The organism is Desulfobacter hydrogenophilus (assembly GCF_004319545.1).
Taxonomy (GTDB): Bacteria; Desulfobacterota; Desulfobacteria; order Desulfobacterales; family Desulfobacteraceae; genus Desulfobacter; species Desulfobacter hydrogenophilus.
Genome location: NZ_CP036313.1, coordinates 4,001,917 through 4,016,059 on the forward strand (window position 1 = coordinate 4,001,917; position 14,143 = coordinate 4,016,059).

At 41.3% G+C, this 14,143-nt stretch carries 11 protein-coding genes; 9 read left to right on the forward strand and 2 right to left on the reverse strand.

The features are described 5' to 3' along the window. Positions 1–427: 427 nt before the first annotated feature. Positions 428–2,686: an EAL domain-containing protein gene (locus tag EYB58_RS17765; RefSeq protein ID WP_111959666.1), complete on the reverse strand. Its 2,259-nt coding sequence runs from the start codon at positions 2,684–2,686 to the stop codon at positions 428–430. 156 nt (positions 2,687–2,842) lie between these two features. Between EYB58_RS17765 and EYB58_RS17770 the strand changes: the two genes are divergently transcribed. Further along, positions 2,843–3,724, forward strand: a complete 882-nt coding sequence (locus EYB58_RS17770) for an HDOD domain-containing protein (protein WP_111959664.1) — start codon at positions 2,843–2,845, stop codon at positions 3,722–3,724. A gap of 455 nt (positions 3,725–4,179) precedes the next feature. Here EYB58_RS17770 and EYB58_RS17775 read toward each other — a convergent pair whose 3' ends face one another. Continuing rightward, complete coding sequence (locus tag EYB58_RS17775) at positions 4,180–6,606, reverse strand: hybrid sensor histidine kinase/response regulator (RefSeq protein WP_111959660.1); 2,427 nt, start codon at positions 6,604–6,606, stop codon at positions 4,180–4,182. Positions 6,607–6,870: 264 nt separating this feature from the next. On the opposite strand from EYB58_RS17775, the gene EYB58_RS24510 reads away from it, so the two are divergent. The 8 genes from EYB58_RS24510 (at position 6,871) to EYB58_RS17815 (ending at position 14,135) form a co-directional block, all read left to right on the forward strand. Continuing rightward, the gene (locus EYB58_RS24510) at positions 6,871–7,005 is read left to right on the forward strand and encodes a hypothetical protein (RefSeq protein ID WP_278186253.1); all 135 of its coding nucleotides are present in this window, start codon (positions 6,871–6,873) and stop codon (positions 7,003–7,005) included. 96 nt (positions 7,006–7,101) lie between these two features. Beyond that, positions 7,102–8,373, forward strand: a complete 1,272-nt coding sequence (locus tag EYB58_RS17785; RefSeq protein ID WP_111959658.1) for a PAS domain S-box protein — start codon at positions 7,102–7,104, stop codon at positions 8,371–8,373. A 698-nt stretch (positions 8,374–9,071) separates the two neighbouring features. Beyond that, positions 9,072–9,449 (forward strand): hypothetical protein, encoded by a 378-nt coding sequence (locus EYB58_RS17790; protein ID WP_111953187.1) that lies wholly within the window; start codon positions 9,072–9,074, stop codon positions 9,447–9,449. 254 nt (positions 9,450–9,703) lie between these two features. Next, positions 9,704–10,060, forward strand: coding sequence for a CHC2 zinc finger domain-containing protein (locus tag EYB58_RS17795; RefSeq protein WP_111953189.1), 357 nt, complete (start codon positions 9,704–9,706; stop codon positions 10,058–10,060). A 2-nt stretch (positions 10,061–10,062) separates the two neighbouring features. Next, positions 10,063–10,620: a DNA methylase gene (locus EYB58_RS17800; RefSeq protein ID WP_111953191.1), complete on the forward strand. Its 558-nt coding sequence runs from the start codon at positions 10,063–10,065 to the stop codon at positions 10,618–10,620. Further along, positions 10,613–12,280, forward strand: coding sequence for an integrase (locus EYB58_RS17805; protein ID WP_111953193.1), 1,668 nt, complete (start codon positions 10,613–10,615; stop codon positions 12,278–12,280). The genes EYB58_RS17800 and EYB58_RS17805 overlap by 8 nt, the downstream gene beginning before the upstream one ends. Beyond that, complete coding sequence (locus EYB58_RS17810; protein ID WP_131071983.1) at positions 12,277–12,939, forward strand: AAA family ATPase; 663 nt, start codon at positions 12,277–12,279, stop codon at positions 12,937–12,939. Before EYB58_RS17805 ends, EYB58_RS17810 begins: the two co-directional genes overlap by 4 nt. 299 nt (positions 12,940–13,238) lie before the next feature. Then, the gene (locus EYB58_RS17815) at positions 13,239–14,135 is read left to right on the forward strand and encodes an ABC transporter substrate-binding protein (protein WP_278186447.1); all 897 of its coding nucleotides are present in this window, start codon (positions 13,239–13,241) and stop codon (positions 14,133–14,135) included. Positions 14,136–14,143 lie beyond the last annotated feature (8 nt).

Genomic DNA, 14,143 nt, shown 5'->3' on the forward strand with positions numbered 1-14,143 from the left:
CGTTTAAAATTTTTTATCATTTTTTTACTATGGAATGGCATAACATAGCATACGTTTAACGTATTTTATAAAAATAAGGCCCATGATCGGAATAAAACATTCCAAAATATGGTTTAGAATTTTCGTTCGTATTCAAGGCGTGGCAATGGGAGCATAATAAATATATGTACCCATTGACACAACGAAGAAGACAGATGAAAAGGCAAACCATATGGAATGTTTTATTTTGAACTTGGGGCTAACGTTCCCGCAGCATAAGCTGTATCTGCTTTTTTTATCACAACATCGGATCACTGAAGCATTTACAGACTGCAAACAATAAAAACTGCGGTAAAAATTTTTCGGAAATGATATTTACGGTAATCAATCGCATTAAACCACCAGCTCTGCTGGTGTGATCCTGATTTTGTGATAGAAAGTTTATTGATCAGCTTATCTCTTTAGGGTTCCGGTCAAACAACCCTAAAAAATATTGCTCAGGCATGGGGTGTCCAAAAAGGAATCCCTGGACAATGTCACACCCCATTTTTTCTAGAAGCTTAGCCTGCTTTTCTTCTTCAACCCCTTCGGCAATAACCTGCAAGCCTAAATTATGCGCCATGTCAATGATCGTTTTGACCATTACGGCAGCATTGAGGCTAACCAGGATCTGCCTGATAAAAGAGATATCTATTTTTACATAGTCAATGGGCAGTTTTTGAAGATAGGCCAACGAAGAGTACCCGGTTCCAAAATCATCAAGGGCTATGGTAAATCCCATCTGTTTTAATTGCTTTAGGTTTTCAATGGCTTTTTCAGGGTTTGACATAACAAGGGTTTCAGTTATTTCAAACTCAATGCTTTCCGGGGAAATTTTATTTTGCTCAAGAATGCTTGCTACGTTATCGGATAGATTGTTTTGATCCAGTTGCAATGCAGACACATTCACCGCAATATGCACATTTGTATGGCCTGCCCGGTGCAATGCCCGGCAGGTTTTACACGCGGTGTCAAGAACCCATTCTCCAATGGAAACAATCATGCCGTTCTTTTCGGCAACCGGGATAAAATCGGAAGGCGAAATAAATTTCCCCTTTTCTATTTCCCATCGAAGTAAGGCTTCGGCCCCCATAATTTTTTTCTCCAGAAGCCTGACCTTGGGCTGAAAATAGAGCTGAAACTGTTGGTCGGTTATCGCTTTTCTTAGATTATTTCCCATCTCAAACAGTTCAATGGAGGCCTGGTTCATGGACTCTGAATAAAAAGAAAAAACGCTCGGCCCTTTTTTTTTGGCATCATACAGAGCTGTTTCCGTATTTTTTAATAAATTCCCGGGATCTGTACCATCTTCCGGGAACACGGCGGCACCGATACTTGCGGAAATGAAAATCTCTTTTTGGTCCACATAAACCGGATGGTTAAATTCGTTTAGCAGCCTTTGGCACGCCTGGCCAATTTCAAAAATATCGTTTGTGTTTTGCAGGAGAATAATAAATTCGTCTCCGCCCATGCGGGCCATAGGGACCTTTTTTGAGGTCAAGCGGGCCAGCATGTCACTGGATCTCAAACAGTTTTTTAATCTGTCTGAGATATCCTGCAGGCATTGATCTCCAGCGTTGTGGCCCAGACTTTCGTTAACCCGGTTGAAGTCATCAAGGTCTATGAGTGCCACGGCAAATTTTTTCCCGTATCGTCCTGCGTATTCGACCTCTGATTTCAGTGCCTTAAAAAAAAACTGCCGGTTGGGCAGCCCTGTCAAGGTATCGTGGTAAGCTAAAAAACAGGCTTTCTCTTCAGCTTTTTTTCTGTCAATTCCCAATGCAATCTTATCTGCAATTGAGGCAATGGCATCCAGTTCAGTTGTTTCAAGCCGTCGTCTTGAAAACATTGCCACAACCCCCATTGTTCGTCCCCCCACAATCAGGGGGTGGCCGGCAAATGCCGTTATTCTCTCTTTTTTTAGCCACGTTTTATCATCGATATCGAGGTCTTCCATAATTGAATTGGAAAGTACAGCTCTCTTTTCTTTGACAATCGTTTCAATTTTTAAATAGCCGGGGCAAACCATACAATCTTTACCGTCAAGAGGCGTAAATAACCCGTCATTTTCGATCAGTTCAAGTTGATTGTTTTCATCATTCATAATCCAGATTCGGGCAAATGCAGTGTCAAGATAATGGACGATGGCACCGCAGCATTTAGCGGCCATTTCATTGATATCCGTTCCTTGGACAAGAATCGAGCCGATCTCTGCAGCCATCATGGCATGCCGGGTTCTTTCCTGTATTTTTTTTTCAAGAAAAAGATTCTGCTCAAGAATTTGGTCATGGTACTCTTTCATTTTCAGCCCGTTGCTGATTCTTGTGACCAGTTCTGCCTTTTCAATGGGTTTATTGAGCAGGTCTGCAGCGCCCATGCTTAGTGCTTTGAGTTTTAATTTTGAGTCAAGCATCCCTGTGAGCATTACCACTGGAATAGATTCTGTCTTTTTGTCGCCCTTGAGCGTTTTAAGCATTTCAAACCCGTCTTTTTCAGGCATCAGAATATCACAGATCACCAGATCTATTTTTTTGTTCTGAATGAGGTGAATACCTTCATCCACGCTTTGGGCGATATGGAATTTCCAGTTTGCGGCATATTTGTGTAATATTCGTTTCAAACTTGCCAGGCATTTGAGATCATCATCGACGAAAAGGATATCCTTCATAGAAATGGTTCCGTATCAAAAAGTTAACTTCAAGGCGTGTCTTAAACCGACCGATGTGTACTTTACAAACATTGAGATTAATGCCATATTTTCCAGATCATTTGTTTAAAATTCGTTTGAACAATCACAGTAACAAGCTTTTTAGAGGCGCCCCAATTGAATAAAACAAAAGCAGGATTTCTAAAACGATTTGGAAAGATTCGGGATTTGCCTTCTTTGCCGTCAATTGTAACAAAAGTAAATGAAATGCTCAATGATCCAAACACAACAAATAATTCTTTATCCAGAGTGATTGAAAAGGATCAGGCCATTGTGTTTAAAATGCTTCAGCTGGTAAATTCCCCTTTTTTCGGGTTAAGAGAGAAAATTTTAACCACCAATGAGGCAGCCATTATTTTGGGGTTCGACGCCATACGAAATATTGTCCTATCGCTTTCAACCTTTAATATTTTGGATCATCTGTTTAAGAAAAAATTAAATGCGCATTTCAATGTTGACCGTTTCTGGCGGCATTCCATTGGCGTTGCGGTTCTTAGCCGATATCTGGCGGAGAAGACAACGGTTGGAGACCCTGAAAAATGCTTTGTCTGCGGATTACTTCATGACATGGGTAAACTGATGCTGGCCCATTATTTTCCCGATAATTTCATTCAGGTGATCGAACATGCCCGTCAAAATGACCTGGTTTACTTGGACGCAGAAAAAAAAATACTGCCGGCCTGTCATCCCGAAGTCGGATATTTTTTTGTAAAAAAGTGGAAACTTCCGCCGCATCTGGCCAATACAATTTATTCTCATCATGCCATTCAACCCGGCGCGGCTTTCTCCGATGAAAGCATTATCGTAAATACGGCGGATGGTATTATTAACAGCTATTATGCGGATTTTTTGAACAACAACACATCTCCGGGAAATATTAAATATGAATATTTTGATCCCCATGCCGGCAAACAGTTGAATGTTTGGATTGAAACCGCGCCTAATTGGTTTCCACAGGTTGAGCTTTTGATCAATGATGCATGTGCTTTTTTTTTATAACAGCCATGGGTTGACTTGGCCTATTTGGATAAACTGTATACCTAAACAGGCGGGCAGGGAAAACCGACGTTTTTGTATTGACGGAAGGCATCAGATCTCGGAATGCGATGACAAGAGAAGGTGACATCACCTTAGTTTTAGACCAGGGCATGTACTCAAAGGGGTAACTTTTTTGTTGAGTCATAATCAATAATCCGTCTTTCTGAGATAGAGCCCCCGCAGATATAACAGCCCACATATTTACTGCATTGGGACAGCTTTTATCTTTGCAGAAGTTGTGTACGAGGACTTCATAGCCCCCGTTGGGACAAGCATTGATATGGTATCCTTGTTCCGTTGTCCGATAGTGTCGCATTAAAGGCTCAATAGCACCTAAAAAGTGCATTCCTATTGGACCTTTGATGCAACAAAGCAGGTGGACCCAAAGGCAAGCAATTTCGTCCAGGTTATAAAATTTAAGTCCCATCCAACACATCTCGAACCATTTGAGCCATATCTGATTTTACAATAGGTTTCATTAAAAAACCTTTCACGCCTATACTCTCATTCTCAGCCCAACTTTGATTGATGATCCGTTCACTGAACCCTGTACATATGATAATCGGCATACCCGGTTTTATTGACAATATTTCTTTTGCAAGTTGGTCTCCGGTCATATGCGGCATGGTCATGTCAGAGATCACCAAGTCAAAAAAATCAGGATTTGATTTAAAGGCATTTAAGGCATCAACACTGTTGGTTTTTGTTGTCAGCTGATAACCAAGGCGTGAAAGCATCCGGCTTTCAAATTTTGCAACGGATACTTCATCATCGACTAATAGAATGCTCTCAGTACCGGACACAGTTCTTGTCATTTGCTCAGTATCTGCTATTTCATAATATTTTTCCATTAAAGGCAAATAAATGTTAAAAGTCGTCCCCTTTCCTAATTCGCTGTATACTTTTATCTCGCCACCATGCTCTTTTATGATTCCGTAGACTACTGCAAGTCCAAGACCTGTTCCCTTACCCTGTTCTTTGGTTGTAAAATATGGTTCAAAAATTTTATGGATAGTGTTTTGAGACATCCCAATACCATTATCTGATACTGACAACATAATATATTTCCCCGGTGGCAAGACACTGGCAGGTAATTCATTTTCATTTAAGGTTATTGCCTTTAAAGTTATATCAATTAAACCGTTTTTTTCTTCTACAGCATGAAACGCGTTCGTGATAAGATTCATGGCAACTTGGTGAATTTGAGTAGGATCTGCCATGACTGCCCCACAGTCTTTGTGAATATTTTCAGAGATCTCAATATTTGTCGGAATCGTTGCGCGGCAGAGTTTTAGAACCTCTTTTAAGATCCTCTGAATTTGAACAGGTAGCATCCTATGTTCAGATTGCCTGCTGAAAACAAGGATCTGCCTGACAAGATCTCCAGCTCTTATGCCTGCATTAAAAATTTCTTGAACGTTCTGATATTCAAGACTGTCTTGTGGCAAATCGTCTAATAGCATTTCAGAAAAGCCGAGAATTGGAGATAAAAGATTATTGAAATCATGGGCAATCCCACCTGCCAAGCTACCAATAGCCTCCATTTTTTGTGCTTGTCGTAATTTTTCTTCAAGAGCATTGCGCTCTGTTACATCACGGAGGATAACCAGGGCCTTTTTATTATCAATTTTTCCGTACTGAGAGATATTAACATCCATGTCGAATATCGTTCCATCTCTTTTAACGCCTTTTGTGTGATAATTGGAGGAGGCCTCTTGTCCTTCAGGCTTGGCAGAGACAAACTGTGATATTTTTTTTCTTTCATTGGGAGCAATAAGGCCGAGAATAGGTTCCCCTATCAAGTCTCCGACATTATGATACCCAAAAGTCTTTAAATAAGCCTTATTCACAAACTCATGAACACCTTGTTTAAAGACTCCAATTGCATCAATCGAATTATCAACAATGGCCCTAAGCTCTTCTTCATTTTGCTGCAATTTTTCTTGTTCCGTACGTAGTCTTGATATCCATTTCCGTTCCTGGCTGGACCATATTATAAGCACAAAAAAAGTAACTAACATAAAACCAAGCAAAAATATCAGATCCTTACGAGATGCAATAAGATCTATCATGCCGCTATATACCGGAACAAAAATAGAAAATCGCCATCCACTGTTCACATGCTGGGATGTGCTGCGAACGAAAGTCTTTTCACATAGTTCCACCTTTTGTATTTGATCATAAGGACTTTTAATGAAAGGACTATAATCATCCATTTGTAGATGACTGAAGATATGGATAATTTCCCCTTTGTCATCGTGGACTACCATTACAATTTCTGAATCCGTAATAATATCGTTCCAGCGTTTGGTTAATGATTGATACTTTATAGAGACACCAAGCAATCCGTTAATCTGCTCTTCTTCATTTTCTAATGGAACGACAACCCCTGAGACTATTTCTTTGCTGATAGGACCCATGTGAGGAGACATGATGACCTGTTCATCTCCTGTGATAATCCTTTGAAAAAATTCAAAATATTTTATATTTGGGATCTTATCTTCCCCCATTGGCTTCCCAGAAGCGAAAAAAAAGCCATCCTTTTTGACGGCTGCAAAGTTAACAATCTCCGAATATTTTGTGTTCAGACGTTGTAAAAGAGTATTGGACTGTATGGAATCTTGTTGTCTTATGGCGTCAACGCTTTTCAGAGCATCAAAAATAGACAAATATCGGTGGAAGAAATCTTCAGTGTTTGATCGCGTAATGGCAGCCATTCTTACAGCCATAGTTGATGCTTCTTGAAATCGTTGCTCACGTTCTTCGATGATTACAGATATGAAAAACAAGAACTGAATTACTATTAATGTGATAAAAGCAATGGCTACACGGTATACCCGCATTGAAAATCTCCAAACTGAGAGCAGATTTGATAGTATTTTGTTTTGATACAAACAATTTTTAAACTAACGAATAAAACAGCAGAAAACAATAATTAAAGCATGCTTTTTCAGGATTCCATTTGCAATTACGCATCCCGAGCCGACACTTCCCATCGCCAGGCAGGGCAGCATTTAAATTTAAGCTTAAAGTCTTGCATTGTCCACCATCTAATTATAGTCTATCTCTATGGCATCTATTTTTCATGTCAGGCAAACAGGATTTTAATGAACACTATACTTATACCGGATAATTCAATCGCAATCAGTGGCCTCATCATCTCTTCCATGGAAGAGGGCTTCCCATCACCTGCTGAGGATTACATGAAAGGCAGCTTATATGTGAACCGCCACCATTCCTGAAATGAAAAAATAAAGCGTTATGTATTTTTTGAGTCAACCAAATTTTAATTTCCTTTTTTGTTCAATTAGTCATCTCATTGATATTCAGGTGTGATTATGCCCAGTAAACCCTCCTATGAAGAATTAAAGCAATCTATCAAACATTTAAAACAGCAAAATGATTTTCTGAACAGACGTTATCGGGCCATTATTGATAACAGTATGGATGCAATTTTGCTGACTGCACTGGACGGTCAGGTATTTTTCGCCAATCAAGCAGCCTGTGAGTTATTTCAAATGACAGAAGCGGAATTAATCAAAGGCGGACGTTTGGCTGTTGTCGATGTTGAAGATCCTAGATTGACCGTTGCCCTGGAAGAAAGAATGCATACTGGAAAATTCAGGGGTGAATTGAACTATAAAAAAAAGGATGGAACAATTTTTCCTGTTGAAATTTCTTCGGTTATTTTTAAGGATGCTGATGGGACAAAAATGACAAGCATGATTGTCCGGGACGCAACCGAACGTAGGATTTTGATTCAGGAGATAAAACGCGTAAATACTTTGCTGGAAAGAGTCTATTCAAGTTTAGATGAAGCGGTTTTCGTGATCGAGCCAGAAACCCGCATGATCATCTCGTGTAATGATGCTGCAGAAAAAATTTTTGGATACTCAAAGGAGGAAATGCTGGGTAAAGACACAGACTTTCTTCATACCAACAAAAAAACATACCACAAGTTCGGGAAAAAAGTATCCCAGGTCATGGAAATAAAAGATGTGTTTCAAATGGAGTTTAACCTGAAAAAAAAAGACGGATCGATTTTTCCCACGGTGCATACGATAAAAACAATCAGGGATAATGCAGGTGTGCCTGTTATGCATGTAAGTGTTGTGAAAGATATTTCTTTTTTAAAAAAGACAACTGAAAGATTACAGAAAAATCAAAAGGAGTTGCAGATAAAAGCGGAACACTTAAAAGAATTGAACACAACACTCAAGGTGCTGCTTGATCAACGGGATCAGGAGAGAAAAAATATTGAAACGCAATTGTCAGAAAGTGTCTATGGCCAGATCCTTCCCTATATAGACAGGATCAAAAAACAGGGGATAAATGATCTGCAAAAGGAATACATCAAGATCCTGGAATTCAGTCTTAAAGAAATGATCAAACCTTATAATCGCATGCAACCGGGTGAATTGATATCCCTGACCCCGGCGGAAATAAGGGTTTCCAACCTGACAAAACAGGGATATCGGATCAAAGAGATTGCTTTAAAACTCAACATTTCGCCAAGAACTGTTGAGTTTCACAGAGACAATATCAGGAAAAAACTGGAGATCAAAGGCAAAAAAATCAACCTAAAGACCTATCTTTCACACATCTCATAATACGGGTATACTTCCCCGTATTATCCCCGTAATAATCAGGTATTGCCTTTGTCCTGTTATTCTTTGAATATAGTACAAATGAATTTTAATGGGTTCTTCGCTATCCAAGATCGCTAAAAATCTGATGGATTTTCAGTGCTGGCAGCAGGGAATAACAAAAATGATACATACCACGATAAAAATCAAAGCAATCTTTTCAGGCTGCTGCTGGCTGCACTGTCAGCTGCCATGGCTATATTTTTCTGCGTAGTGTCTATTACTGTTGCCTACCAAAACTCCATTCGTTCTGATCGTGTTTAACCTATTCGTTCCTATTATCAAAACTGAATTTGCAGGAAGGATCCGAACTGTTCTGGATTCAGTCGGAAAGTTAAAAAATTGAGGAAAACGACTATGGATGTAAAAAAAGCAAAAAGACATAGAATGCTGGGGACTATTTCAGTGGTTGTCTCTATTTTTTTCCTGACGTTCATGTCTGCAACGGTTGTATCTGGAAAAACATTGGTAAGATTCAAAAAGTGTAACGCGTACCCCGCAGTTTCATGACGAAATAATGTAACGGGCAGATATCCCGCCGCTATATCCCGCCAATCAAATAAAAAATCATACCCCGCCTATCCCGCCGATAGACCTCGCCGCTGCTTCTTTCAAAATTTGGTACATATAATCTCCCTGATTCAAATTTTGGAGAAGAAATAATGGCAAAGAATTCACGTGGAAGACGACCTTGCTCTATTTGCCGGAAATGGTTCACCCCTGATGTAAGACAAAAAGGGCGGCAGAAAACATGTCGTTCGGCTTGCCAAAAAGAGCTTCATCGAAGGCAATGTGAAAAGTGGAACAGGAAAAACAAAGCTGTTTGCAAAAACAATTATCTGGCAAAAAAACTTGAAGAAGCTGAGGAGCAACAAACATCTGGGAACCTTCCTTCGCTTTCATATCAAAAACAGACAAAACCTGTTTTGCCAATGGAAGTCATTATAGCAGAATACGGGATCAAGCCGGCAATTATCATTCAATATCTGGTTACCCAGGTTATCAGCCATAACAATGAAAAAATACAGGGATTCCCATAAAAGACCCTCTGGCATAAACGACTAATCGAGTATAGATTTTAAGATACATGATTGGAATAACTCATTGTAATATAAAGGGATATTAACAGACTAATCGAGTTTTGATTCTAAGAGACATCATGAGGATAACCAACTGATAATACAAGTAGATATCAACAGAATAATCTCTATCTCAGTTTAAGAGGCAACTGACAGGCGACTCTAACCGGTGATATAAAAAAGCACCTGAAATTTTAAAAATAAGGAGGTGTCTTGTGAAAAACAGATTTTCATCCCGGCAATTATTTGAACTGAGAAACAATATCCCTGTAGATGTGTTGATCAGGGACCATTTACAGATTCTATCCAAGATTAGAGATGGTTATTTTCGTTTTCTATGCCCTTTGTGCAATGAATTTCAAACCGCTGTAAATCCAGCCACGAACCTGGCCAGGTGCTTCAGATGCGAAAAAAATTTTAATACCATTGACCTTGTCATGAAAATCAAGGGCTATGGATTTAGGGATAGTGTCTTGTTTTTGAAACAAATAAATACTGTACCCCAGGTTCAGGCCGCAAAATTGACGGCCCTTGCCGCTATGGTCGGCAGGCCTATGCCGGGAGGGCAGTGAGTATGGAACGGCTGCTTGAGCTTGAAACCCTGATTGGTCGAAATCAAGAATGTTTTTACAAAATCGGCCAAGCCTTGAAAGAAATTCGTGAGAATCGTTTGTACAAGCAGGCTCTGTTTGAGTCATTTGAGGCATATACCAGGGCACGGTGGGATATGGGCAAAGCCCATGCTTACCGGCTGATTCGAGCCTATGAAGTAATTTACAACCTGTCTCCAATTGGAGACAAACTGCCGGCCAACGAATCCCAGATCCGCCCCCTTACTCAAATGGATTCCATAGAACAACGCCGTATCTGGAGGGCGATTATAAACAGTGGCATGGAACTGACCGCACGAAATATCAAAAAATTTATTGAGGACCAGAAAACGGCTCCGGTAAGTAAACCGGATCTGACAGATCGAATTACCCATGAATACATGGCTGTTGTAAAGGCAATGCTTGAACAGGTCCGTGTGGCTCAGCATGATCATTGGCAGAAGACCTCCCGCCAGGCAGCATTGTTGTGGCATCGGGTCATATACGAAAAGATTGTATCAAAGGGGGCAGATAATGGATGACCTGACTATTGATGACCGCTTTCATTTACTGCTGCACAAAAAAATCATGAATAAAACCGGATCTACCAAGAGACGGTCCAAAAAATATTACAAGGACCAGTACAAGAAAACCGGAATTATCCCGGCGCCCCTTTTACTGGTTGAAAAAGGAATTATGGAAGGCCGTAAGTGCAGCGGACGGCCCAGAGCAATAGATGAGCAAACCAAAAGACGGTTTATTGAGATGGTCAAGGCGTCATGCGACCCCTCATCCCAGGGATTCATTTTTATCACCCGGAAAGCCAGAACCATTAAAAATTATCATCACTGGCTTGAACAAGAGCTGGGCAGAACCATCAGTCTTCCGGCACTTCGGCGATGTGTCAAAAGGGAAAATCTCAAATTTTACCTGGAAAAAGAGGATAAGCAGGATCAGGTCCCGGTAATGCATGCCTTCAAGTCGGTGCCGGTATTTGCTTTGATCCAGGTTGACGGCTGTAAATTTCAATATTTAAGGATCAGAGATGAACACGGTAACTGGCAAAAACCACAGGTAATTGAAATATTTGATACCGCTTCCAGGAAAATGTTTATTCTGGACTTTTATTTTACCGAAAGCAGCCTGAACTCTGTGGATCTTTTTACCCGTTTTTTGTTGAGTACCCCTTTGCCTTTGCAAAAAATTGGTATCAGACCTGACCAGGCAAAAGGATTTTTAAATCTAAAACGCCCCATCAATGCCATTAACCTGAAGCATTCTACACCGCAAGGCTTCTATTTGGCACCGGATTTTTCAAAGGCGTATTCACCCAAAGATAAGGCACATCTAGAATCTTCACACCGGAGCCTGCACAATTTTGAAATACGTATTATCAAAGCCTTTGAGGACAGGATTGTGAAAACCGTTACCGAATATGACTTCAAGCGGGGAAGAAAGGAAAAAATTACTGTAACCCTTCTTGATATAAGCCTTCAGGAACTAAGGAGCAGCACTATGCTCAGCGAATATCGTAACGAACATAATCATACACAACATTATTTTACCGAAGACGGGGTGGTCAGTGCCTGGGTGCCGGCACAGAAATTTGATGATTTTTTATCAAACCAGGCAGATACCCTGAATTTTACCCCGGACCAGGTTCAGGAATATATGAAATACGGCTACAGGAAAATCAAAGCCACCGTATCCAAAACCAGGACCATCCGCCATGACAAGCGCGATTATTATGTGACCCGTGGTGCAGATAAGTTCAGCAAACATAAAAGCACACCGGTGAAAATATCCAAATACAAGGACAAGCTTTTTATTTTTGAGCAGGGTGAAGACGGTATACTGTTGGGCGAAGCCATTGCAAAAAAGCCGTTTGACAGACCGCCGGCACCAGAACCTTCGCCTGTGCCGCCTGATGAACTTGACACCATTATCGCTCTTTTAGAAAAGCACAATATGGCCGTTGACCGGCCTGTTTTAGTCGACGTTTTTCATAAGGGCCTCACCCTGGCCCGGGCGGAACAAGTGCTTGATCATAATCAATCAAGGTACGCGGATTACACAAAAAAGATAAACCAGCCGGATGACCGTAAAAATCAGGCCCTGTTCAATGCATTTATGCTTGATTGCCAAAAATCGTTAAATACGAACCATGTAGCCATTTATGCATCCCATGGAGACATAACATGAAAGAGGATTTTATCAGTGATAAACGAAGGGTCTCATACTTGGCTGCCACTTATAACCGGATCTACAGAGGCCAAAGCGTGCTCATGGAGGGTGATTTTGGTGCAGGAAAAACTCGGTTTTTAAAATTGCTGCATCCCAAAAAGCTCCATGCTGTATGGGTTGAGTCTCTGTTCAACATACATGAAACCCTGGCCGCGATACTTAAGGAATTAAATTATGAGGCCACCGCCACCTACCGCCGAACTCCCCAGTACCTGAAAATGATCTGTAATCTCTCCAATTGTTTTATCATTATAGATGAGGCCAATGACTTGGACACCCGGGTTTGGCCATATCTTAAACGGATTATTGATGCCGGGGTTCCCATCGTATTTGCAGGACTTCCGAATGTGAGAACTTATTTGAGCCGGAACCATCCTGATATACTCAGCCGGTTGAAAACCCTGATTTTGTATCCCATAGAGGTCGAGGACTTCATTGAAAAATACAAAGATATCCAGCAGGAAGCCGTTGAACAGATTTATATGTCCGTTAAGGGCGATATGCGCAAATTTAAAGAAATCTGTACAGACTGCCGGGACAGGGCAAAGGAGTTAAACCACCAATTTGTTGATATTAATCTTGCCCTGGAATTTATATCAGATCTCCCTCCTCAATAATCCTTACCACAACTTATCTGCATTAACAGGCCATCCTTGGTATAATCCGAGGTTGGCCTGCCTGTATTTTATCCTCATATGTTTTGACGCCGATTTCTGTTTGATTCATTTTTGAAAAACGCCAAACCACAGATCATTATTGAATTTTTCTTACGCCGTTACATTATTTTGTAACTCTGCTTTTATTGGTGTTTCGCTACAACAAGTTTAAATCAAAAACAAATTTGACATTTTTGTTAGAATCTTAAATCCATAATACCGTTACATTATTTGAATCTCATCAAACGATAACCATAGGCATTCTTGTGGACAGTGATATCCGACAGAATGAAGTAAACGGGCTGAAACATGCCCTGGGTGACCATGCTGTAAAAGGGAATCACTCTTTTATCTACAAGGTGAAAGACGCTGGCGGGGACCGTACAAAACTGCCGGGCCTGGCCGCAGAAATAATTGCTGAGAAACCCGATATTGCTGTTGCCGGCGGGGGCATAGAAGCGGACGCCCTTCACGCGGCCTCGGCCAGCACCCGGACCCCGGTAATTTTCATGTCGTGCGCGTCTTCGGTTGACCGGGGCATTGTGGCTGGCATGGCCAGTTCAGAAAACAATCTGACCGGCATTGATACCAATGATACCCAGCTGACGGCCAAGCGGCTCTGGTTCATCCGGAAGATGCTGCCCGACGCCAGAAAGGTTTTCTGTTTCCATGTACCGTCAATTGCACCCTCTGTCAACTCCCTGGCCGTTGCGAAAAAGGCAGCGTCTAAACTGGGGTTGGAGGTGGCAACAGCAGAGGTGGAAACAGAAGCAGATATCCGGAGGGCGACTGCAGCGCTGTCAAAGAGTAATGTGGATGTGATTCTCCTGTTGCCGGCTGCCCCCGTTCACGGAGCAATGGGAACAATTATTTTTCCAAAGGCCCTGGCTGAAAGAATACCGATCTTCGGTTATGGCGAAGACAGTATGAAAAAGGGGGCATTTGCCACCTATTCAGGCTCTCGGTATGCCATCGGTCAGCAGACCGCCCGCCTGGTCCATAAGATTGTCAATGGGATTGCCCCCAGGGATATCCCGGTGGAAACGCCTGAAAAATTAGAACTGGTAATCAACCGGGACCTGGTTGACAAACTGGGGCTGAAACTGTCCAAACGGGTATGGCGGATGGCCGATAAGATTGTAGACATTCAATTTTAATCATGGGA

Excerpts from the sequence above, each read along its gene's own strand:
- EYB58_RS17765 (WP_111959666.1), bottom strand. The coding sequence starts at position 2,686 with ATGAAGGATATCCTTTTCGTCGATGATGATCTCAAATGCCTGGCAAGT.
- EYB58_RS17775 (WP_111959660.1), bottom strand. The coding sequence starts at position 6,606 with ATGCGGGTATACCGTGTAGCCATTGCTTTTATCACATTAATAGTAATT.
- EYB58_RS24510 (WP_278186253.1), top strand. The coding sequence starts at position 6,871 with ATGAACACTATACTTATACCGGATAATTCAATCGCAATCAGTGGCCTC.
- EYB58_RS17785 (WP_111959658.1), top strand. The coding sequence starts at position 7,102 with ATGCCCAGTAAACCCTCCTATGAAGAATTAAAGCAATCTATCAAACAT.
- EYB58_RS17790 (WP_111953187.1), top strand. The coding sequence starts at position 9,072 with ATGGCAAAGAATTCACGTGGAAGACGACCTTGCTCTATTTGCCGGAAA.
- EYB58_RS17800 (WP_111953191.1), top strand. The coding sequence starts at position 10,063 with ATGGAACGGCTGCTTGAGCTTGAAACCCTGATTGGTCGAAATCAAGAA.
- EYB58_RS17805 (WP_111953193.1), top strand. The coding sequence starts at position 10,613 with ATGGATGACCTGACTATTGATGACCGCTTTCATTTACTGCTGCACAAA.
- EYB58_RS17810 (WP_131071983.1), top strand. The coding sequence starts at position 12,277 with ATGAAAGAGGATTTTATCAGTGATAAACGAAGGGTCTCATACTTGGCT.